Below are 20,205 nucleotides of genomic sequence, written 5' to 3' on the forward strand. Positions count from 1 at the left end.
CGCGCCGGCAAACGACTGGCGCGGCCGGCCGAGAAACCGATTCCGCCGGCCACGCGTGCGCCGGCCGTCCTTCACGTGTCGATTCAGGAAGGTCGGAATTCGATTCCGGAAGCCGGCGCATGGTCCTGATTGTCATGGCATTTCCAGCGGCGCAACGTCGGTGATGCGCAGGGAGGGCTGCGAGCGCCCCTGCCAGCTGTCGATCTCCAGCACGCCAGCGGCGTGGACCTGCCGTCCGCGCGCGGCGATCAGCGCCTGGCCGAGCGGGGTCGCCGCCGAGCGGAAGGCGATGGCGGACAGTACCGCCCCGTCGGAACCGCGCAGGCGCACCCGCACATGGTCGCCATTGCCGGCCTCGGCATAGACCACCCGGTGCGCGGGGAACGCGAATACCGGCTGCGGGTTGCCGGCGCCGAACGGGCCCGCCTTCTCCACCAGCTCGATCAGCTCGGTCGTCGCCCCGGCGGCGGAGAGCGCGCCGTCGATCATGGTCTCGTCCACCGCGCGGGCCTCGTCCACGGCGTCGGCCAGCGCCTCCTCCAGATAGGCGCGCAGCGCGCCGAGCTGCTCGCGCTCCACGGTGAGGCCCGCCGCCATGGCGTGCCCACCGCCCTTGACCAGCAGCCCGCGCTCGACCGCGCCGCGCACCGCCCGGCCGACATCGACACCGGGGATGGAGCGCGCCGAGCCCGCGCCATGGGTGCCGGTGAAGGCGACCGCGAAGGCTGGGCGCCCGAACTTCTCCTTCAGCCGCGCCGCCACGAGGCCGACCACGCCCGGATGCCAGCCCTGCCCGCTGGCGAGGATGACGGGCGTCGCCCCCTCGCGGCCGAGCGCGGCTTCGGCTTCCGCCTCGGCCTGGGCGACGATGGTGCGCTCCATCACCTGACGCTCGCCGTTCAGCCGGTCGAGCTCGGCGGCGATCACCTGCGCGTCGATCGGATCCTGGCTGAGCAGCAGCTTGGTGCCGAGCGCCGCATCGCCGATGCGCCCGCCGGCATTGATGCGTGGGCCGAGCAGGAAGCCGAGGTGCCACGCCTTGGGCGGCCCGGAAAGCCGCGCCACGTCCATCAGCGCGGTCAGCCCCGGCCGGTGGCGCTGGCGCAACGCGATCAGCCCCTTGGTGACGAAGGCGCGGTTGAGCCCGACCAGCGGCACCACGTCGGCCACCGTGCCGAGCGCCACAAGATCGAGGCTGGCGAGCAGGTCCGGCTGCGGGCGGGCGCCGGTCCACCAGCCGCGCCGGCGCAGCTCGCGCAGCAGGCCGACCGCGACCACGAAGACGAGGCCGACCGCGCACAGATGGCCGAGGCCGGACAGGTCGTCGGCCCGGTTCGGGTTCACCAGCGCCGCCACCTCGGGCAGTGCCTCGCCGGCCTGGTGATGGTCGATCGTCACCACGTCGAGGCCGAGCTCGCGGGCGCGGGTGAAGGGCTCGAAGCTCATCGTGCCGCAGTCGACGGTGACCAGCAGCGTCGCGCCCTGCGCGGCGAGGGATTCGATGGCGGGCACGTTGGGGCCGTAGCCCTCGAAGATGCGGTCGGGAATGTAGAAGGCGGGGTCGAGCCCGCCCGCGCGCAGCACCTCGACCAGCAGCGCGGTCGAAGTGGCGCCGTCGACATCGTAGTCGCCGAACACCGCGACCTTCTCCCCCGCGGTCACCGCGTCGGCGAGGCGGGCGACGCAGGCCGGCATGTCGGTGAGCGAATCCGGATCCGGCAGCAGGCGCTTCACGGTCGGGTCGAGCCAGGCCTCGGCCTCCTCGATGCCGACGCCGCGGCCGGCGAGCACGCGGGCGAGGATCTCCGGCATGCCGAAGCGCTGCACCATCGTGAGGGTGGCCTGCGCGCCGCGCAGATCGATGCGCTCGCGCCAGAAGCGGCCGCAGGCCGAATGCGCGACGCCGAGGAAGGGCCGCGGCGCGGGCGCGGCGGTGGGCTGAACGAGACTCATGCGGCAAGGATAAGCCCGAAGCCGGCCGCCACGTCGAGGGGGCGGGGCCCGTGCGGGCTCACGGAGCGAAGGTCAGGCGCAGGAAATCGCGGAACAGCAGGATCTGGCGCGGCAGTATGGTCGGGTCCTTCAGCGCCCGGCCCATCACCAGCCCTCCCTCGACCAGCGTCGAGAGCATGTCGGCGAGCGCGTCGAGGTCGACCGGCTGGCGCGGCGGGTAGCTGGCGGCGATCGCCTCCAGCCGGGCCCGGAAGCGGCGGCGCCAGGCCAGCACGCTTTCCGCGTTCAGCGCATGGACGGTGCGGTCGAAAAGCTGGTCCTGGTAGCACAGCGTCGCGGCGAGGCAGCCGGGATGGGCCTGCGGCAGCGCGTCCATCATCTCGGCGAACAGCTTCAGGCCGACCAGGAAGCCGTGCAGCGGATCGTCGTTCAGCTCGTCGGCGCGGCGGAAGATGTCGTCCAGCAGTTCCCGGTCGCGCGCGATGTGGCGCTCCAGCAGCGCGCGGGCGAGCTCGTTCTTGTCCCTGAAATGGTAGAAGAAGCCGCTCTTGGTGATGCCGACGCCGGCGATCAGCTCGTCGATCGAGGTCGACGCGAACCCCTTCGCCAGAATCGCCTGCTCGGCGAGGCCGAGCAGGCGCTCGCGCGTGTCGGTGCGGCGCCGAGGTACCTGTTGCAGCATGACGTAACTGTACCACAGGTACAGTAACCTCGCGCGGCCGCTCCTCCGCGCGCCGGCGCCGAAGCGCCTCCTTCGGCGCAAGCGACTGCAAATGCGGACAAATTTCTTTCCCCCGCCTCACTGGACCACGAGACGGCTAGGTCGCGCGCGCCGTTTCTGGCCATCTAGCGGACGGCCGGCGGGGCTTTCCGCCACCCGGAACGGGAGGACATCATCATGACCCATATCGACAATCGCGGGTTCGGCATGGCCCGTGCCAGGTATCGCGACGATCTCCCGCTGCTCGCCGACCGCCTTTTCCTGATGGATGGCGGCATGGAGACGACGCTCATCTTCCACGAGGGCATCGACCTGCCCCATTTCGCCGCGATCGACCTGATGCGCCGCCAGCGTGGCCGCGAGGCGCTGCGGGCCTACTATGCCCGTTTCCTCGAACTTGCCCGCGAACGGCGCACCGGCTTCGTGATGGACGCACCGAGCTGGCGGGCCAGCGCCGACTGGGCGGCGCCGCTCGGCCTGACGCAGGAGGAGCTGGGCTGGCTCAACCGCAGCAGCATCGGCCTCATGTCGCGCCTACGCGAGCGGTTCGAGACGCCCGCGACGCCGATCGTGCTCTCCGGGGTGGTCGGCCCGCGCGGCGACGGCTACACGCCCGGCGCGCAGATGACGGCCCGGGAGGCGGCGGACTATCATGCCTGGCAGATCGGCATTTTTGCGGACACCTCGGCCGACATGGTGAGCGCCTACACGCTCAACTATGTCGAGGAAGCGATCGGAGTCGCCCTCGCCGCGCGCGAGGCGGGCCTGCCCTCGGCGATCTCCTTCACGCTGGAGACCGACGGCCGGCTGCCGAGCGGGCAGGCGCTGGCGAAGGCTATCGAGCAGGTGGACGAGGCGACCGACGCGGCGCCGGTCTACTTCATGATCAACTGCGCCCACCCGACGCATTTCGAGCACATCCTCGCCGGGGGCGGCGCGTTCCTCGACCGCATCCGCGGGCTCAGGGCGAACGCATCGATGCGCAGCCATGCCGAGCTCGATTCCGCGCCGGACCTCGACGACGGAAACCCGGAGGAGCTCGGCCGCCAGTACCGCGACTTGCGGGGCCACCTGCGCCGGCTCAACGTCGTCGGCGGCTGCTGCGGCACCGACTTCCGCCATGTGGAGCAGATCTGCTTCGCCTGCCAGTCGGTCGACGCGGCGTAAGGTGACGTGACGGGGGATGTCGTGCCGGTGCGGCACGACGTGGCGGGGGATGTCACGCCCCCGTCACCCGTCCGTTACGTCAACTACATGAGCGGAGGTCAGGAAGTTCGGCGGCATTGCTGCCGAACCACTGGAGAACCGCTCATGTCCCGCACCTCGCTGCTCGCGAGCGCCGCGCTGGCGCTCGCCGCGCTCGGCGCCGCTTCCGCCGCCCGCGCCGACGACGCCTTTCCCGCGACGCTCGCCGGCCACGCCGTGCTGCCGGCCGAGAGCTTCATCGCGATGCCCGCCGACGCGCCCGCGGACCTCAGGAACGCCGGCAAGTACACCACCGGCAAGCGCGTCGAGACGCTGGGCTCGGTGGAAGGCACCTCCGCCGGCCGGCCGACCGGCGTGTCCCTGCCCTTCGAGGGCCAGCCCCGGCAGGGCAATTCCGGCATCAAGACCATGCCGGACGGCAGCTTCTGGATCCTCACCGACAACGGCTTCGGCTCGAAGGCCAACAGCCCGGATTCGGCGCTCTACCTCAACCGCTACCGGATCGACTGGAAGGCCGGCACGTTCGAGCCGCTGGAGACCATCTTCCTGCGCGATCCGGACAAGAAGGTGCCGTTCCGCATCGTCCACGAGGACACGGATGCGCGCTACCTCACCGGCTCGGATTTCGACCTCGAGAGCTTCCAGATCATCGGCGACACGCTGTGGATCGGCGAGGAGTTCGGCCCCTTCCTCATCAAGGCCGACATGAGCGGCAAGGTGCTGGCGATCTACGAGACCATGGCCGGCGAGATGCCGGTGCGTTCGCCCGACAACTACCAGGTCGCCTCGCCCTCCGCGCCGGACCAGACCGGAAAGTTCAACGCGCGCCGCTCCAAGGGCTTCGAGGGCATGGCCGCCTCCAAGGACGGGCGGTTCCTCTATCCGCTGCTCGAAGGCCCGCTCTGGGACGCCGACAAGAAGGCCTGGCAGCAGACCGCCGACGGCAAGGACTATCTGCTGATCCTCGAATTCGACGTGGCGAACGAGAAGTGGACCGGGCGCTCCTGGCAGTATGTGCTGGAGCAGAACGGCAACGCCATCGGCGACTTCAACATGATCGACGCCACCACCGGCATGATCATCGAGCGCGACAATGGCGAAGGCACCGCCGACAAGGCGTGCGCGCAGGACACCAAGGGTTCGGACTGCTTCAGCGACATCGCCAAGTTCAAGCGCATCTACAAGATCGAGATGACCGACGCCAACGTCGGCGGCCCGGCGCGCAAGATCGGCCATATCGACCTGATGAAGATCGCCGATCCGGACAAGCTGGCGCGCAAGCCGCTCAATGAGGGCGTGCTCACCTTCCCGTTCTTCACCATCGAGGACGTGGACGTGGTCGACGCCACCCACATCGTGGTCGGCAACGACAACAACCTGCCCTTCTCCTCCAGCCGCGACCCGAACAAGGCAGACGACAACGAGCTGATCCTGCTCGAGGTCGGCGAGTTCCTGAAGGCGAAGTGACGGCGTTTCGACGTCCGCCGGCTTGTTTTAGCCGGCATGCATTGGCAGGGGCCGGGGCGGCAACGCTCCGGCCTTTTCCGCGTCAGGCCGTGTCGGGCAAAGCCGCGTCCCGGCGCCGCAGGATCAGCGCCACGCCGAGCACCATCACCAGCGCGCCGATCATCTTGACCGGGGACGGGTCGTCGCCGATCAGCACGATGCCGAACAGCACCGCCAGCAGCGGGTTCAGCATCGAATAGGGCACGACCGCATTGATGGAGTGCCGCCGCAGCAGCCAGTACCACACGCCATAGCCGACGATGGACGAGCCGATGGCGCTGTAGACCACCGAAAACCAGCCGTTCCAGCCCGCCAGCGGCACCATGCTCCAGCGATCGGATTCGACCAGCCACGAGGCCAGCAGGAGCTGGGGCGTGGCGAACAGCGACGACCATCCCATCATCGCCATCGGCCCGACATCGGGCATCGCCTTGATGATGAGGTTGGTCACCGCCCAGGCGGTTGCGCTGACGACGAGCAGCGCGAAGGGGGCCAGCCCCGGCAGCGTCGGCCCGGCGGCGAGTATGGCGATGCCGAGCACCGAAATGGCGAGCCCCGCGAGGCGCATCGCACCGAGCGGCTCGCGCAGGAACAGGCACGCTAGCAGTGTCGCGATCGGCGCGCCGAGCTGGATGATCACCGCGCTGGTCCCCGCCTCGGCCGACTGCAGCGCCACGAACAGAGCGCCGAAATGCAGCGAGCCGAAGGTGAGCGAGACCAGCAGCACGCCGGGCAGGCGCGCCAGCGGAAAGCGCGTGAACGGCACGACGAGCGCGGAGACCAGGATGAAGCGCAGGGCGCACATCAGCATGGGCGGAATCTCGGCGACGCCCAGCTTGATGACGATCATGTTGAGCGCCCACAGACAGACGACGGCGAGCGCGAGAATCGAGTGCCGGATCGGCATGGCAAACCGGAGATGATGCGAGGATGGCGATTCGCACGGGTTTGGCGGCGCCGACGACACGGCAATAGCCCCGCGGCCGCGTGAAGCAAAGGGGGCGCGCCCTCGCGTCGCGCCGTCTCGGATGCGACTTTGGGAGGATGCGTCCGGAGAGAACGGCCCCGGGGCGCGGCGCCTGTGAAGAACCCATAGCATGGCGCCGCCGAGGGCCCTCCGCCGCCGCTCGCGGCTTTTCGCGGGCCGGTACGCGCATTATGGTGCGCGCCATGCTCGACCTCTCGCTCATGGGCCGGCTCAGCTTCCGGCACGCGCCGCCCACCAGGCCCGCCCTTCCGCCCGGCCGGCACGATCTCGGCCTGTTCGACACCCGCGACTATGTGCTGGTGGTGCCGGAGGGAATCGATCCCGCCGCGCCGACGCCGCTGGTCACGCTGTTCCATGGCGGGGGCGGCAGCGCCGAGAAGATCATGCCGATCCTGCGCACCCACGCGCAGACGCGCGGCTTCCTGCTGCTGGTGCCGCAGTCGCTGTTCCCGACCTGGGATATCGTCATCGCCGGCAACGGGCCGGATCGCGAGCGGCTCGACGTCGGCCTTGCCGAAGTCGCCTCGCGCTTCACCCTCGATCCCGGCCATTTCGCCTTCGCCGGCCATTCGGACGGCGGCAGCTACTCGCTCTCCACCGGGCTCAGCAACGGGCGGATCGTCAGTCATATCCTGGCCTTCTCGGCCGGCTTCATGACCGTGCTGGCGCAGGAGGGGGAGCCGAAGGTGTTCATCGCCCATGGCCAGCGCGACACGCAGACGCCGATCGGCACCGCCGGCCGCTCGCATGCGCGCAAGCTGCGCCGCGCCGGCTACGATCTGACCTATGTCGAGCATCCCGGCCCGCACGCCTCGCAGCCGGCCATGGTGCAGCTCGGCGTCGACTATTTCCTGCGCGACGTCGCCCGGCGGGGCTGACGCAGGGCGACTTTGCTCTGCCCGAAAAAGCAAAAGGCCGGCGCGAAGCCGGCCTTTTTTCATCGGGATGCGAGGTCGCTCAGGCGACCTTCTTCACCGTCTTGGCGATCTCGGCCACCCGGCCCTCGTCGCGGGTCGCGAGCTCGGCGAAGGCGGCGGGGCCTTCGTTCAGCGCCTTCTTAACGTCCTCGGCCCAGGTGATGTGCTGGAGCGTGAAGGTCGAGGTCGCCGACGAGCCGAACTTCTTCGCGAAATGGTCGCCGAGCTTGAACGGCACGGGCTCGGAAGCGAGGAAGCGGGTCGTAGGGTGCTCCTTCACGAAGGCGGCGTAGGCCTCGGCGGCCTCGGTGTACTTGCTGGCCTCGATCAGGGCGGTGAGGTTCTTCAGCAGGCCGGGCAGCTCAGAATGCATAGCGGACATGGGTCGTTCCCTTGTAACTGGTCTTCGGCATTCACGAAGAATGCGCCGTGTCACGCCCTTGGTATACAGCACACAGGACGATCGCCAAAGGGTCGAGGCGCCAAAGCGCGTCGTTTCGCCGGTGAAACGGCCCGGTTGGCCCCTCCGGCGGGCGGAAACGAAAACGGGACGCCGAAGCGCCCCGTCCGTCAAGAACGACCGCTGCGGGCCCGCTCAGCCGAGATGGAACTTCGACAGGTCGCGGTGCTCGGCCTCGATCCAGCGCACCGTGCCGGAAGCCGAGCGCATGACCACCGTGTGGGTCTTCACCACGCCCTTCTCGTACTTCACGCCCTTGAGCAGGTTGCCCGTGGTGACGCCGGTGGCGGCGATGAGGCAGTCGCCGCGCACCATGTCGTAGATGGTGTAGATCTTCTTGGGGTCGGCGACGCCCATCTTCTTGGCGCGCTCGCGCTTCTCCTCGGTGTCGAGGATCAGGCGGGTATACATCTCGCCGCCGATGCAGCGCAGCGCCGCCGCCGCCAGCACGCCCTCGGGCGCGCCGCCGGTGCCGATGTAGATGTCGACGCCGGTCTCGTCCGGGTTGGTGGTGTGGATCACGCCCGCGACGTCGCCGTCGGTGATTAGCTGAACCGCCGCGCCGGTGCCGCGCACGGCGGCGATCAGGCCGGCATGGCGGGGACGGTCGAGGATCAGCGCGGTGATCTCGGACGGCTTCACGCCCTTCGCCTTGGCCAGCGAGTGGATGTTCTCTTCCGGCGAGGCGTCGATGTCGATCGTGCCCTTGGGATAGCCCGGGCCGACCGCGATCTTCTCCATGTAGACGTCCGGCGCGTAGAGCAGCGTGCCGCCCTCGGCCATCGCCATCACGGCGATCGAGCCCGGCATGTTCTTGGCGCAGAGCGTCGTGCCCTCGAGCGGGTCGACCGCGATGTCGACCGCCGGCCCCTTGCCGGTGCCGACCTCCTCGCCGATGAACAGCATCGGCGCCTCGTCGCGCTCGCCCTCGCCGATCACGATCCGGCCGGCGATCGGCAGGCGGTTGAGCTCGCGGCGCATGGCGTCCACCGCCGCCTTGTCCGCCGCCTTCTCGTCGCCGCGACCGCGCAGGCCGGCCGATGAAACTGCCGCGCGCTCGGTAACGCGCACCAGTTCGAGCGTCAGGATGCGCTCGAGAGCCTGGCCAGCCTTGACCGTGATTTCAGCCATATTCGGAGCCCCTCTCAGTCTTTCTCGATCCGTATCACCTGCGGCGGCGAGGCGATGACGCCGTCCGCGTCGATCGCCTCGATCGCCCGGCGAACCGCGTCTTCCGTTGTAGCGTAAGTGATCAGCACCACGGGTGCCGGATCCTCCGCGCTGTCTGCCCGGTCGCCGCCATGCGGACGGCCGCGCCGATGCTGCATTATGGACTCGAGCGAGATGTTCTGCTCGGCCATATGACGGGCAATCGCTGCCGCCGTTCCAGGCCGGTCGACCGCCGCGAGGCGGATATAATACCCACCTTCATGACGCTGGATCGTCGGTTTGCCGGCCGGGCGCAGCGCGTCCACACGCCAGCCGAACGGTGTACCGGCGCGGCCGGCCGCACGGTCGCACAGATCGCCCACCACCGCCGAGGCGGTGGCGTCGCCGCCCGCGCCGGGGCCGACCAGCGTCAGCGCCACCGCGTCGCCGTCGATTGCCACCGCGTTGGTGACGCTCGAGACCTGCGCGATCGGCCAGTGCTTGGGCACCATGGTGGGATGGACGCGAAGCTCCACCGCCTCGCCCGAGCGCGCGGCGACGCCGAGCAGCTTGACGCGGTAGCCGAGCTCGTCGGCGGCCTCGAGGTCGGCCAGCGTGATGGTGCGGATGCCCTCGACGTGGATCGCGTCGGGATCGGGCTGGACCCCGAAGGCGAGCGCGGCCAGCAGCGCCAGCTTGTGGGCGGTGTCGAAGCCGTCGACGTCGAAGGTCGGGTCGGCCTCGGCGTAGCCGAGCTGCTGGGCCTGGTCGAGGCAGATGTCGAAGGACAGCCCCTCCTCCTGCATCCGGGTCAGGATGTAGTTGCAGGTGCCGTTGAGGATGCCCGAGACGCGCGCGATCTCGTTGCCGAGCAGCGCCTCGCGCAGCGCCTTGATGACCGGGATGCCGCCCGCGACGCCGGCCTCGAAATCGATGCCGACGCCCTTGGCCTCGGCCATCTTCGCCAGCGTCATGCCGTGATGGGCGAGCAGCGCCTTGTTGGCGGTGACGACGTCGTGCCCGGCGGCGATGGCGGCCTCGACCGCCGCCTTGGCGGCGCCCTCATGGCCACCGATCAGCTCGACGAAGACGTCGATGTCCGGCGAGGCGGCGAGTTCCTCGGCACTGTCGAACCAGGCGACGCCCGAGAGGTCGCAGTCGCGATTGCGGTTGCGGTCGCGCGCGCTGACGGCCACCACCTCGATGGGCCGGCCGATCCGTGCCGCGATCTCGTCCTTGCGGCGCGCCAGCATGCGAACCACACCCGCGCCGACCGTACCCAGGCCGGCGATGCCAATCTTGAGCGACGGCGCCATCACGTATCCGAACTCGATAGAACTGGAAGCAGCGCCACCCGGGAGGACCGGACGTCAGCGCGCCGCAGCGAGAGGGACGACGTTGTGCAATGTTTCCGCGCCGGTTTCAAGGAAGCGGCGGACATTGCGGGCGGCCTGGCGGATGCGTTGCTCATTCTCCACAAGGGCGATGCGCACATACTCGTCGCCATGCTCGCCGAAGCCGACGCCGGGGGCGACGGCGACGTCCGCCTTCTCGATCAGCAGCTTGGAGAATTCGAGGCTGCCGAGGTGGCGGAACTTCTCCGGAATCGGCGCCCAGGCGAACATCGAGGCCTGCGGGACCGGGATCTCCCAGCCCGCCTTGCCGAAGCTGTCGACCAGCACGTCGCGGCGCTTGCGGTAGATGGAGCGCATCTGCGCGATGCAGTCCTGCGGGCCGTTGAGCGCGGCGGTGGCGGCGACCTGGATCGGCGTGTAGGCGCCGTAGTCGAGATAGGACTTCACCCGCCCCAGCGCCGAGATCAACCGCTCGTTGCCGACCGCGAAGCCCATGCGCCAGCCGGCCATGGAGAAGGTCTTGGACATGGAGGTGAACTCGACCGTCACGTCCATCGCGCCGGGAACCTGCAGCACCGAGGGCGGCGGGTTGTTGTCGAAATAGACCTCCGCATAGGCGAGGTCCGACAGGATGATGAGGTCGTGCTTTTTCGCAAAGGCGACCACGTCCCGGTAGAAATCGAGATCGGCGACGCAGGCGGTCGGGTTCGAGGGATAGCAGAGCACCAGCGCCAGCGGCGAGGGAATGGAGTGCGCCACCGCCCGCTCGAGCGCGTGGAAGAACTCCGGCCCCGGCTCGCACGGCACCGCGCGGATCGCCGCGCCCGCCATCAGGAAGCCGAAGGCGTGGATCGGATAGGACGGGTTCGGCACCAGGATCACGTCGCCGGGGGCGGTGATCGCCTGCGCCATGTTGGCGAAGCCTTCCTTCGAGCCGAGCGTGGCGACGACCTGCGTGTCGGGGTTGAGCTTCACGCCGAAGCGGCGCTCGTAATAGGCCGCCTGGGCGCGGCGCAGGCCCGGAATGCCCTTGGAAGCGGAATAGCGGTCGGTGCGCGGCTTGCCGATGGTCTCCTTGAGCTTCTCGGCGACATGCGTGGGCGCGTCGAGGTCCGGATTTCCCATACCGAGATCCACGATGTCGGCACCAGCGTTGCGGGCGGTGGCCTTCACACGGTTGACCTGCTCGAACACGTAGGGCGGAAGCCGGCGGATACGGTGGAAATCGGTCATGGCTCTCAGGCTCCAAGCCGCCCGTCTCGTCAGGGGCGGCGCAACGGGCGCTTCATATCACTGTTCACGCGAGCGCACAGCGAGGGATGTCAGGCCAAGGTGGCATAAGCGTGGTTAAATCAACCCTTCCGGCGCCATTTCCGGCGCTATTGCGACTGCTCGATATCCTGGAGCATCTTCTGCTCGCGATCCTTGGCGAGGTTTTCGAGATCCGACTGCACCTTCTGGGTCTCTTCCGGCGTCATGACCGGCCGGTCGCCGATCTGCTTCGGCGCCCCGAAGTTCGGATAGGGCAGGTCCTGCGGCGCGCCGGTCATGGCCGGATTCGGATTGTTCGGGTCCTGCTTGGGCGCCGCGCCGATCGCCTGCGCCAGCGTCTCGGCCGGCGCGTCGGACGATTTGTCGCCGATGGCCGCGCAGCCGCCCAGAATCAGGGCGACGCCCAGGAGGGAAAGGCACCCCGCGAGGCGCCCGGCAGCCGCGTTGCGCTGGTCCGGCTTCATATCTGGTTCATCCGCCATGCTCACTCTCGCCCCGGCGCCTTCCGGTCAGTTACGCACTCGCTACGCCCGGGCGGCGCGTCTATGATGTCCCACCTATGAACGCACGTACCCGCGGGGACAAGCGGTGAGCAATCGACGTACCACCCGGACGCCAGCCGACGGCTCCACGACGCCCTCCACCCAGGAACGGATTCCGCCCGCCACGCCAAAGGCTTCGGCGAAAAGAGCGGCCTCCGGGGCGGGCAAGTCGGCATCCACCAAATCCGCGCCGGCCAAAGCGGCTCCCAGCGAGGCGACGGGTTCGAAAACGGCATCGGCCGCGCCGCGCGCCGGCAAGGCCACGGCGGGGACGGCCGCGGCGGCGAAGACGACACCCGCTCGGTCGACGAAGATGAACGCGGTACCGTCAAAGCCGCGTGATGCGAAGACGGCGGCGGGTGGACCCGCCCCGACCGACAAGGCCCGGGCGGCGGCCACGGCCAAGCGTACCGAGCGCGCGCCCGCGAAGACCGAGGCGGCCGGCAAGAAGAGGGGCGCTCCGAAGGCCGCGACCTCAAGGCCGTCTGCCGGCAAGGCGGCATCGGGCACGACGGCGGCGGCGAAGGGCACCAAGCCGATGGCGTCGAAGGCTGCCGGCGGCGGAGCGTCGGCAAAGGCAATCACCGCGAAGTCTTCGGCCTCCAAGTCCTCCGGCCCCAAATCGCCCTCCTCCAAGTCTCCCACCCGCACATCGCCCGCCGCCATCGCCACCCCGCCGTCGACGCGGCGGCCGGGGCTCGCCCGCCCGGCGGCCGCCAAGCGGGTCGCGCGGCAGGCCGTGGCCGCCGGAAAGGGCAGCGAGGCGCCGAATCCGGCCGCGCTCACGCCCGACGAGACGCTCGCCCTGCCCCGCTACGCGGTGCGTCCCTCGCAGCGGCGCAGCGCCCGGGAAGCGGTCGTGGCCGCCCGCGCGACCCCGCCACGCGCGGGCGCCGCTCCGCTCGCCGCGGCCAAGCCGACCTCGGGCACGCGCCCTTCCCGCCCCGCCTCACCCCGCCCCGAGGCGGTGACGGCCTCGCCGCCCCCGTCGGCCGTCCCCTCTGCCAAGCCGGCTGACGATTCCCGGAGTGGCGGGGAGGAGGCACAGGGCTCGCCGATCGACTTCGAGGCCTTCGCGGGCAATCTCGCCCGGCTGGTGGAGGAAGGCGGCAAGGCCATGGCCGCCTATCTGCGCCCGCGCGAGGAAGGGCTGGTCAAGGACGACGTCGCCGACGACATCGCCGACGTGATGAAGACGATCGGCAACGTCGCCGAATACTGGCTCGCCGATCCCCAGCGCACGCTGGAGGCGCAGTCGCAGCTCGTCGGCGGCTACCTGTCGCTGTGGGCGTCGACGCTGAAGCGCCTCAGCGGCGAGAAGTCCCGCCCCGTGGCCGAGCCGGCGGCGCGCGACGCGCGCTTCATCGACCCGGAATGGACCAACAACCCGTTCTTCGATGCCCTGAAGCAGACCTACCTGCTCACGACCAACTGGGCCGAGGACATGGTCGAGAAGGCGGAGATCGACGCCCACACCAAGCACAAGGCGGAGTTCTACGTGCGCCAGATCGCCAGCGCGATCTCGCCCTCCAACTTCGTGCTGACCAATCCCGAGCTGCTGCGCACCACGCTCGCCTCCAACGGCGAGAACCTCGTGCGCGGCATGAAGATGCTGGCCGAGGACATCGAGGCTGGCGGCGGCGACCTGAAGATCCGCCAGACCGACGCCACCAAGTTCCGGGTCGGCGAGAACCTCGCCTCGACGCCGGGCAAGGTGATCTTCCAGAACGAGCTGATGCAGCTCATCCAGTACACGCCGCAGACCGAGAAGGTACTGGCGACGCCGGTGGTCATCGTGCCGCCCTGGATCAACAAGTTCTACGTGCTCGACCTCAGCCCGGAGAAGTCGTTCATCCGCTGGGCGGTGGCGCAGGGGCTGACCGTGTTCGTGGTGTCCTGGGTCAATCCCGGGCCGGAGCTCGCCGGGCGCGGCTTCGACGACTACATGAGCGAGGGCGTGCTGACGGCGATCGACGTCGCCAAGAAGGCCTGCGGCACAAGGCACGTCCATGCGGTGGGCTATTGCGTGGGCGGCACCATGCTGGCGATCACGCTGGCCTGGCTCGCCGCCACGGGCCGCGACGTCGGCATCAAATCGGCCAGCTTCCTGACCACGCAGGTCGACTTCACCTATGCCGGCGACCTGAAGGTGTTCATCGACGAGCAGCAGATCGCCCAGCTCGAGCGCAAGATGCTCGAGGCCGGGGTGATGGAAGGCCGCACCATGGCCAACGCCTTCAACATGCTGCGCGCCAACGACCTGATCTGGCCCTATGTGGTCAACAACTACCTGAAGGGGCAGGCGCCGTTCCCGTTCGACATCCTGTACTGGAACTCGGATTCGACCCGGCTGCCGGCGGCCAACCACTCCTTCTATCTGCGCAACTGCTACCTCGACAACCGGCTGGCGCAGGGCACGCTGTTGCTCGCCGGCAAGCAGCTCGACCTGAAGAAGATCAGCCTGCCGATCTACAATGTGGCGACGCGCGAGGACCACATCGCGCCCGCCCCCTCGGTGTTCTACGGCGCGCAATATTACGGCACACCCGGTCGCTTCGTGCTGGCCGGCTCGGGCCACATCGCCGGGGTGATCAACCCGCCGTCGCGCGGCAAGTACCAGTACTGGACCGGCCCGGCGCCGAAGGGGAAGATCGAGGACTGGCTGAAGGGCGCCGAGATGCACCCCGGCTCCTGGTGGCCGGACTGGTTCGAGTGGATCGCGGCGCAGGAGCACCGCCACGTCGCCGCCCGCGTGCCCGGCACCGGCCCCTACCCGGCGATCGAGGATGCGCCGGGAAGCTATGTGAAGGTGAAGGCGTGATGTCCGCCCGCGCCCACGCAGCCGTCGCGGCCGCCGCACTGGCCGGCGCCGTGCTCGTCGTCGCCGGTGTGGCCGCTTCCCCCGCCTCCGCCGCCAGCTTCGACTGCGGCAAGGCGCGCACGCCGGACGAACGCGCGGTCTGCACCGACCCGGCGCTGTCCGCGCTCGACAGCGAGATGGGCGCGCTGTGGTTCGCCTATAGCCGCATGCCGCTGCTGATGGGCGCGAGCGGGGCGCGGCGCGACGATGCCCGCACCTTCCTGTCGGACCGCGCCGCCTGCGGCGCCAACACCCCGTGCCTCACCGCGCTCTACCACAAGCGCAACGCCACGCTGAAGCAGCATCTCGGCGGCGCCATCGAGACCCTGACGAAAGAGGCGAACGCCGATCCCGCCCCCACGGCCCCGGCGCCCCGGCCGGTGATGGACCAGGTCAGCACGCTGTTCGCGCAGTGCCGCAATCTCGGCGGCGAGCTCAAGGGCAATGCCTGGCCGGAGCTGATGAGCGCCGACATCGACCATGACGGCCAGCCGGACTACGTGCTGAACGCGCAGAACCTGCAATGCGACGGCGCCGCCACCGCCTATTGCGCCAACAACGGCTGCGACATCTGGGTCGACCTGTCGACCGCCGGCTACGCGCCTATGAAGCTGCGCGGCAGCCACCCGACGCTGGTGCAGGGCGTGGAGCTGACGACGCTCGACATCTGGGTCGACAAGAGCCAGTGCGCCGACCTGCCGACTGGCGCGGCCTGCTGGGGCACGTGGAAATGGGACGGCTCTGCGCTTAAGGCGAGCTACGCCCCGCGCCCGGGCTGAACGTCAGGCGGCGCGCGGCGATGAGCCGGCTAAGCGACGGGGCGACCGTCAACCAACTCGAACGACAGGACGGCACGCCGGCCGGAGCCGGGTGCCCAGCCCCGGCCGCCGACGAGGTGACTCCCGCCGGCAAGCCCTCCGCTCAGGGAAAGAGCGCGATCTGTTCGAGCCCCGTCGTCTCGGGGAAGCCGAGCACGAGGTTCATGCTCTGGACCGCCTGGCCGGAGGCACCCTTGACCAGGTTGTCGGTCGTCGAGATGACGATGACGCGGTCGGCGGCGCGGTCCTTGATCACGCCGATGAAGCACATGTTCGAGCCCTTCACGAAGCGCGACTGCGGCACCTGGCCGAGCGGGAGCACGTGCACGAAGGGCTCACCGCGGTAGAAGTCCGCCAGCACCCGGTGCACGCCGTCCACGCCGACCCCGGCGGCGGTCTTCACATAGATGGTGGCGTAGATGCCCCGGCTCATGGGAATGAGATGGGGCGTGAAGCTCGGCACCACGGTACGGCCGGCGGCCTTGGAATATTCCTGGTCGAGCTCGGCCATGTGGCGATGGCTGCCGACGCCATAGGCGTGCATGCCGTCCGTCACCTCGGCATAGAGCAGCGATTCCTTGGCCGAGCGCCCCGCCCCGGTCACGCCGCTCTTGGCGTCGACGACGATCTGGTCGGGCTCGATCGCGCCGGCCTCGATCAGCGGCACCACGGGCAGGATGGCGGTGGTGGTGTAGCAGCCCGGATTGGCGACCAGCCGCGCCTTGCGGATATCGCTCCGGTACAGCTCGACCACGCCGTAGACCGCTTCCTGCTGCAGCTCCAGCGCCTGGTGCGGATGGCCGTACCACTGCTCGTAGACGCCGGGGTCGCGCAGCCGGAAATCGGCCGAGAGGTCCACCATCTTGATATGCGGCGCGGTCTCGAAGACGCGCTTGATCACCTGCTGCGTGGTGCCGTGCGGCAGCGCGCAGAAGGCGAGGTCCACCCCCGACCAGTCCACCTCGTCGATGGTGACGAGCTTCGGCAGCACCAGAGTGGCGAACTGGGGAAACACCTCGGCCATGGCCTGGCCGGCCTTGCGGTCCGCGGTGAGCGCGACGATTTCGACGCGCGGGTGGCGCGCCAGCAGACGCACCAGCTCCGAGCCGGTGTAGCCCGAGGCTCCAAGAATGGCGATCCGTGCCTTGCCTTCGCTCATCGTCGCGATCTCCGTCGCTGGCCGCGCGCGCATCGGCATGCGCCGCGTGGGTGAAGGCGCGCCATTACACCGGATGCATGTCCGGCGGAAGACGCGATGCGCGCATGGCCCCTGCGCCGCGCACGCGCGGAACCCGAAGCCACCCGCCGCACTTTGATTGATGCCGTCCCGGCCCCTCTCCCTGGAAACCCCGCATGCTCCCCTTCACCCTGTTCTCGCTCGGCGTCGGCGTCACCCGCCTCGCGCTCGATTCCCAGCTCGTCATCGCCGAGCGCCTGAGCCGCCTGTCGCGCGGCGATCCCGGCGCCGCGGTCGAGGCCGTGCGCATGGTGGCCGAGAAGACGGTGGCGCTCGGCGAGGCCAATGCCCGCATCGTCTCGGCCGCCGCCACCGGGCGGCTCGACAAGGTCGGGCCGGAGATCGTCGCCCTCTATGGCCGCAAGGTGCGCGCCAACCGCCGGCGGTTGGCGCGGGAGCGCGCGAAATAGCAGGGCTGCGTTCATGGCTTGTTCCTGCTAATGCTGACGGCACCCAATCTGTGCTCTAATCGAATCGACCCTCCACCGTCAGCCGAAGGCCCCCACGCTCGATGTCGAACGCCGACGACCTGTTCGCCTCCCCTTCTCCCGAGCCGCGCCGACCCGCCAAGCCGGCGCCGCGCAGCGCCCCGGCGGCCGGCCTGCCCGGCGAGAACGGCTACACCGCCGCGGACATCGAGGTGCTGGAGGGGCTGGAGCCGGTGCGGCGACGGCCGGGCATGTATATCGGCGGCACCGACGAGAAAGCGCTGCATCACCTGTTCGCCGAGGTGATCGACAATTCGATGGACGAGGCGGTGGCCGGCCATGCCAGCTTCATCGAGGTGGAGCTCGGCGCCGACGGCTTCCTCACCGTGACCGACAACGGGCGCGGCATCCCGATCGAGGAGCACCCGAAATATCCCGGCAAGTCGGCGCTGGAGGTGATCCTCACCACGCTGCACGCCGGCGGCAAGTTCGATTCGAAGGTGTACGAGACCTCGGGCGGCCTGCACGGCGTCGGCGTCTCGGTGGTCAATGCCCTCTCCGACATGCTGGAGGTGGAGGTCGCGCGCGGGCAGACGCTGTTCCGTCAGATCTATTCGCGCGGCCTGCCGCAGGGGCCGATCCAGGAGGTCGGCCGGGTGCTGAACCGGCGCGGGACCCGCGTGCGCTTCCACCCCGACGCGCAGATCTTCGGCGAGGGAGCCCGCTTCAAGCCGGCGCGCGTGTTCAAGATGGCGCGCTCCAAGGCCTATCTGTTCGGCGGGGTCGAGATCCGCTGGAGCTGCGACGCCGAACTGGTCGCCGGGACCGAGATCCCGGAGAAGGCGACCTTCCGCTTTCCCGGCGGCCTGAAGGACTATCTCGCCGCCGACATCGCCGGCCACACGCTGGTGCATCCCGACATCTTCGCCGGCAAGACGTCGCGCCCCGGCGGGCACGGTTCGGCGGAATGGGCGGTGGCCTGGCTTGCCGACGCCGACGGCTCGGTCGCCTCCTACTGCAACACGATCCCCACCGCCGAGGGCGGCACGCATGAGGCGGGGCTGCGCTCGGTGCTGCTGAAGGGCCTGCGCGACCACGCCGAGCGCACCGGCAGCGCCAAGCGCGCCTCCATCGTCACCTCCGACGACATCATGTCCGGCTGCGCCGCCATGCTCTCCGTGTTCGTGCGCGAGCCGGAGTTCCAGGGCCAGACCAAGGAGAAGCTCGCCACCGCCGAGGCGACCCGCATCGTCGAGGCGGCGATGCGCGACGCGTTCGACCACTGGCTCGGCGGCAACCCGAACCAGGCGAGCCGGCTGCTCGACTGGGTGGTGGAGCGCGCCGAGGAGCGCCTGCGCCGCCGGCAGGAGAAGGAGGTCTCGCGCAAGACCGCCGTGCGCAAGCTGCGCCTGCCCGGCAAGCTCGCCGACTGCTCGAACAATTCCGCGGCCGGCTCGGAGCTCTTCATCGTCGAGGGAGACTCGGCCGGCGGCTCGGCCAAGCAGGCGCGCGAGCGCCAGACCCAGGCCGTGCTGCCGCTGCGCGGCAAGATCCTCAACGTCGCCAGCGCCGGGCGCGACAAGCTCGCCCAGAACCAGCAGATCGGCGACCTCGTCCAGGCGCTCGGCTGCGGCACCGGCGCGAACTACCGCGAGGAAGACCTGCGCTACGAGCGCGTGATCATCATGACCGATGCCGATGTCGACGGCGCGCACATCGCCTCGCTGCTAGTCACCTTCTTCTTCCGGCAGATGCCGAGGCTGATCGAGAACGAGCACCTCTTCCTCGCCGTCCCCCCGCTCTACCGCATCACCCAGGGCGCCAAGACGCTCTATGCCCGCGACGAGGCGCACCGCGACGAATTGCTGGCGCGCGAGTTCGCCGGGCGCGGCAAGGTCGAGATCGGCCGCTTCAAGGGGCTGGGCGAGATGATGCCGGCGCAGCTCAAGGAAACCACGATGAGCCGCGCCACCCGCACGCTGCTGCGCGTCACCATCGAGGAGGCCGAGCGCGCCGCGACGGCCGACGCGATCGAGCGGCTGATGGGCAACAAGCCCGAAAGCCGCTTCGCCTTCATCTCCGAGCGCGCCGCCTTCGCGAGCGAGGAACTGCTCGACATCTGACGGCCGGCTCGCTGGCGTAAGGCTTAGCGCTGGTCCAGCGCGATGCGCGCGGCGAGGCCGAGGAAGATCACGCCGGTCAGGCGCTGAAACGCGCGGGCGAGGCTGGCGCGGCCTGCCATCCGCCGGCCGATCACGCCGGCGAAGCCGCCGACCAGCGCGTTGACCAGCGTGCCGCCGCCATTGAGGATCGCCCCCAGCAGCAGGAACTGCAGGAATGGCGAGCCGCGCGACGGGTCGACGAACTGCGGCAGGAAGGCCAGCACGAACACCACGATCTTCGGGTTGGTGAGGCTGACCACCACCGCCTGCCGGAACGCCGCCCCCGGGCTCTCCCTCAGCGCATCCTCCGCACGGAGATCGATGCCCGGCGCGCGGAGCGCCTTCACCGCCAGCCAGACCAGATAGGCGACGCCCGCCCAGCGGATCGCCTCGAAGGCGCCGGGATGGGCCGCGAGCAGCGCCGCGAGGCCGAGCGCAGCGGCGAGCGTGTGGATGACGCCGCCGCAGGTGACGCCGAGGCTGGCGGCGATGCCGGCCTTCGGACCGGACTTCATGCCCTGCCCGAGGCAGAACAGCATGTCGTTGCCCGGCGTCAGGTTGAGCGCCAGCGCGGCGGGGGCGAAGATCAGCAGGGTTTCGGCGGAAAGCAGCATGAAACGGCTCGCATTCA

General features: G+C 69.6%; 18 protein-coding genes. 7 read left to right on the plus strand and 11 right to left on the minus strand.

Annotation, left to right across the window (positions count from 1 at the left end; genetic code table 11):
• Nucleotides 1-132: 132 nt before the first annotated feature.
• The gene (gene recJ, locus NVS89_RS00410) at nt 133-1,953 is read right to left on the minus strand and encodes a single-stranded-DNA-specific exonuclease RecJ (protein WP_258730477.1); all 1,821 of its coding nucleotides are present in this window, start codon (nt 1,951-1,953) and stop codon (nt 133-135) included.
• A gap of 58 nt (nt 1,954-2,011) precedes the next feature.
• Entirely contained in the window at nt 2,012-2,635 is a 624-nt protein-coding gene (locus tag NVS89_RS00415) for a TetR/AcrR family transcriptional regulator (protein WP_258730478.1), read from the minus strand.
• 216 nt (nt 2,636-2,851) lie between these two features.
• On the opposite strand from NVS89_RS00415, the gene NVS89_RS00420 reads away from it, so the two are divergent.
• Both NVS89_RS00420 and NVS89_RS00425 read left to right on the plus strand, forming a co-directional pair.
• Nucleotides 2,852-3,841, plus strand: a complete 990-nt coding sequence (locus NVS89_RS00420) for a homocysteine S-methyltransferase family protein (RefSeq protein ID WP_258730479.1) — start codon at nt 2,852-2,854, stop codon at nt 3,839-3,841.
• 144 nt (nt 3,842-3,985) lie between these two features.
• Nucleotides 3,986-5,347 (plus strand): esterase-like activity of phytase family protein, encoded by a 1,362-nt coding sequence (locus NVS89_RS00425; protein ID WP_258730480.1) that lies wholly within the window; start codon nt 3,986-3,988, stop codon nt 5,345-5,347.
• An 82-nt stretch (nt 5,348-5,429) separates the two neighbouring features.
• On the opposite strand, the gene NVS89_RS00430 is transcribed toward NVS89_RS00425, so the two are convergent.
• Nucleotides 5,430-6,293, minus strand: coding sequence for a DMT family transporter (locus tag NVS89_RS00430; RefSeq protein ID WP_258730481.1), 864 nt, complete (start codon nt 6,291-6,293; stop codon nt 5,430-5,432).
• Between the two features lie 251 nt (nt 6,294-6,544).
• Here NVS89_RS00430 and NVS89_RS00435 point away from each other — a divergent pair, with 251 nt between their 5' ends.
• Nucleotides 6,545-7,252: an alpha/beta hydrolase gene (locus NVS89_RS00435; protein ID WP_258730482.1), complete on the plus strand. Its 708-nt coding sequence runs from the start codon at nt 6,545-6,547 to the stop codon at nt 7,250-7,252.
• Between the two features lie 79 nt (nt 7,253-7,331).
• Here NVS89_RS00435 and NVS89_RS00440 read toward each other — a convergent pair whose 3' ends face one another.
• The 6 genes from NVS89_RS00440 to NVS89_RS00465 all read right to left on the minus strand — a co-directional run bounded on the left by NVS89_RS00440 (nt 7,332) and on the right by NVS89_RS00465 (nt 12,735).
• Entirely contained in the window at nt 7,332-7,673 is a 342-nt protein-coding gene (locus NVS89_RS00440) for a hypothetical protein (RefSeq protein ID WP_258730483.1), read from the minus strand.
• A 213-nt stretch (nt 7,674-7,886) separates the two neighbouring features.
• On the minus strand, nt 7,887-8,882 hold the full coding sequence (gene glpX, locus NVS89_RS00445) for a class II fructose-bisphosphatase (RefSeq protein ID WP_258730484.1): 996 nt from the start codon (nt 8,880-8,882) through the stop codon (nt 7,887-7,889).
• Between the two features lie 14 nt (nt 8,883-8,896).
• On the minus strand, nt 8,897-10,216 hold the full coding sequence (locus NVS89_RS00450; protein ID WP_258730485.1) for a homoserine dehydrogenase: 1,320 nt from the start codon (nt 10,214-10,216) through the stop codon (nt 8,897-8,899).
• A 54-nt stretch (nt 10,217-10,270) separates the two neighbouring features.
• The gene (locus NVS89_RS00455) at nt 10,271-11,488 is read right to left on the minus strand and encodes an LL-diaminopimelate aminotransferase (RefSeq protein ID WP_258730486.1); all 1,218 of its coding nucleotides are present in this window, start codon (nt 11,486-11,488) and stop codon (nt 10,271-10,273) included.
• A 146-nt stretch (nt 11,489-11,634) separates the two neighbouring features.
• A complete protein-coding gene (locus NVS89_RS00460; protein ID WP_258730488.1) occupies nt 11,635-12,009 on the minus strand; it encodes a hypothetical protein in 375 nt (124 codons plus the stop codon).
• Nucleotides 12,010-12,084: 75 nt separating this feature from the next.
• Nucleotides 12,085-12,735 carry a hypothetical protein gene (locus NVS89_RS00465; RefSeq protein ID WP_258730491.1) on the minus strand — a complete coding sequence of 217 codons (651 nt, stop codon included), beginning with the start codon at nt 12,733-12,735 and terminating at the stop codon, nt 12,085-12,087.
• A gap of 73 nt (nt 12,736-12,808) precedes the next feature.
• Between NVS89_RS00465 and phaC the strand changes: the two genes are divergently transcribed.
• Both phaC and NVS89_RS00475 read left to right on the plus strand, forming a co-directional pair.
• Nucleotides 12,809-14,890: a class I poly(R)-hydroxyalkanoic acid synthase gene (phaC, locus tag NVS89_RS00470; RefSeq protein ID WP_258730493.1), complete on the plus strand. Its 2,082-nt coding sequence runs from the start codon at nt 12,809-12,811 to the stop codon at nt 14,888-14,890.
• A complete protein-coding gene (locus tag NVS89_RS00475; protein ID WP_258730495.1) occupies nt 14,890-15,708 on the plus strand; it encodes a lysozyme inhibitor LprI family protein in 819 nt (272 codons plus the stop codon). The genes phaC and NVS89_RS00475 overlap by 1 nt, the downstream gene beginning before the upstream one ends.
• A gap of 142 nt (nt 15,709-15,850) precedes the next feature.
• Here the strand turns inward: NVS89_RS00475 and argC are convergent, their stop codons facing one another.
• Nucleotides 15,851-16,906 (minus strand): N-acetyl-gamma-glutamyl-phosphate reductase, encoded by a 1,056-nt coding sequence (argC, locus tag NVS89_RS00480; protein ID WP_258730498.1) that lies wholly within the window; start codon nt 16,904-16,906, stop codon nt 15,851-15,853.
• A 194-nt stretch (nt 16,907-17,100) separates the two neighbouring features.
• Between argC and NVS89_RS00485 the strand changes: the two genes are divergently transcribed.
• Together NVS89_RS00485 and parE are read left to right on the plus strand one after the other, a co-directional pair.
• On the plus strand, nt 17,101-17,394 hold the full coding sequence (locus tag NVS89_RS00485) for a hypothetical protein (protein WP_258730499.1): 294 nt from the start codon (nt 17,101-17,103) through the stop codon (nt 17,392-17,394).
• 101 nt (nt 17,395-17,495) lie between these two features.
• Nucleotides 17,496-19,535: a DNA topoisomerase IV subunit B gene (parE, locus tag NVS89_RS00490; protein WP_258730500.1), complete on the plus strand. Its 2,040-nt coding sequence runs from the start codon at nt 17,496-17,498 to the stop codon at nt 19,533-19,535.
• A gap of 23 nt (nt 19,536-19,558) precedes the next feature.
• Here the strand turns inward: parE and NVS89_RS00495 are convergent, their stop codons facing one another.
• Entirely contained in the window at nt 19,559-20,188 is a 630-nt protein-coding gene (locus tag NVS89_RS00495; RefSeq protein ID WP_258730501.1) for a LysE family translocator, read from the minus strand.
• Nucleotides 20,189-20,205 lie beyond the last annotated feature (17 nt).

The organism is Ancylobacter mangrovi, from assembly GCF_024752355.1.
GTDB classification, from domain to species: Bacteria; Pseudomonadota; Alphaproteobacteria; order Rhizobiales; family Xanthobacteraceae; genus Ancylobacter; species Ancylobacter mangrovi.

Coding starts and splice junctions, on each gene's coding strand:
- recJ (WP_258730477.1), bottom strand. CDS start 1,953: ATGAGTCTCGTTCAGCCCACCGCCGCGCCCGCGCCGCGGCCCTTCCTC.
- NVS89_RS00415 (WP_258730478.1), bottom strand. CDS start 2,635: ATGCTGCAACAGGTACCTCGGCGCCGCACCGACACGCGCGAGCGCCTG.
- NVS89_RS00420 (WP_258730479.1), top strand. CDS start 2,852: ATGACCCATATCGACAATCGCGGGTTCGGCATGGCCCGTGCCAGGTAT.
- NVS89_RS00425 (WP_258730480.1), top strand. CDS start 3,986: ATGTCCCGCACCTCGCTGCTCGCGAGCGCCGCGCTGGCGCTCGCCGCG.
- NVS89_RS00430 (WP_258730481.1), bottom strand. CDS start 6,293: ATGCCGATCCGGCACTCGATTCTCGCGCTCGCCGTCGTCTGTCTGTGG.
- NVS89_RS00435 (WP_258730482.1), top strand. CDS start 6,545: ATGGTGCGCGCCATGCTCGACCTCTCGCTCATGGGCCGGCTCAGCTTC.
- NVS89_RS00440 (WP_258730483.1), bottom strand. CDS start 7,673: ATGTCCGCTATGCATTCTGAGCTGCCCGGCCTGCTGAAGAACCTCACC.
- glpX (WP_258730484.1), bottom strand. CDS start 8,882: ATGGCTGAAATCACGGTCAAGGCTGGCCAGGCTCTCGAGCGCATCCTG.
- NVS89_RS00450 (WP_258730485.1), bottom strand. CDS start 10,216: ATGGCGCCGTCGCTCAAGATTGGCATCGCCGGCCTGGGTACGGTCGGC.
- NVS89_RS00455 (WP_258730486.1), bottom strand. CDS start 11,488: ATGACCGATTTCCACCGTATCCGCCGGCTTCCGCCCTACGTGTTCGAG.
- NVS89_RS00460 (WP_258730488.1), bottom strand. CDS start 12,009: ATGGCGGATGAACCAGATATGAAGCCGGACCAGCGCAACGCGGCTGCC.
- NVS89_RS00465 (WP_258730491.1), bottom strand. CDS start 12,735: ATGGCGGCGGGCGATGTGCGGGTGGGAGACTTGGAGGAGGGCGATTTG.
- NVS89_RS00475 (WP_258730495.1), top strand. CDS start 14,890: ATGTCCGCCCGCGCCCACGCAGCCGTCGCGGCCGCCGCACTGGCCGGC.
- argC (WP_258730498.1), bottom strand. CDS start 16,906: ATGAGCGAAGGCAAGGCACGGATCGCCATTCTTGGAGCCTCGGGCTAC.
- NVS89_RS00485 (WP_258730499.1), top strand. CDS start 17,101: ATGCTCCCCTTCACCCTGTTCTCGCTCGGCGTCGGCGTCACCCGCCTC.
- parE (WP_258730500.1), top strand. CDS start 17,496: ATGTCGAACGCCGACGACCTGTTCGCCTCCCCTTCTCCCGAGCCGCGC.
- NVS89_RS00495 (WP_258730501.1), bottom strand. CDS start 20,188: ATGCTGCTTTCCGCCGAAACCCTGCTGATCTTCGCCCCCGCCGCGCTG.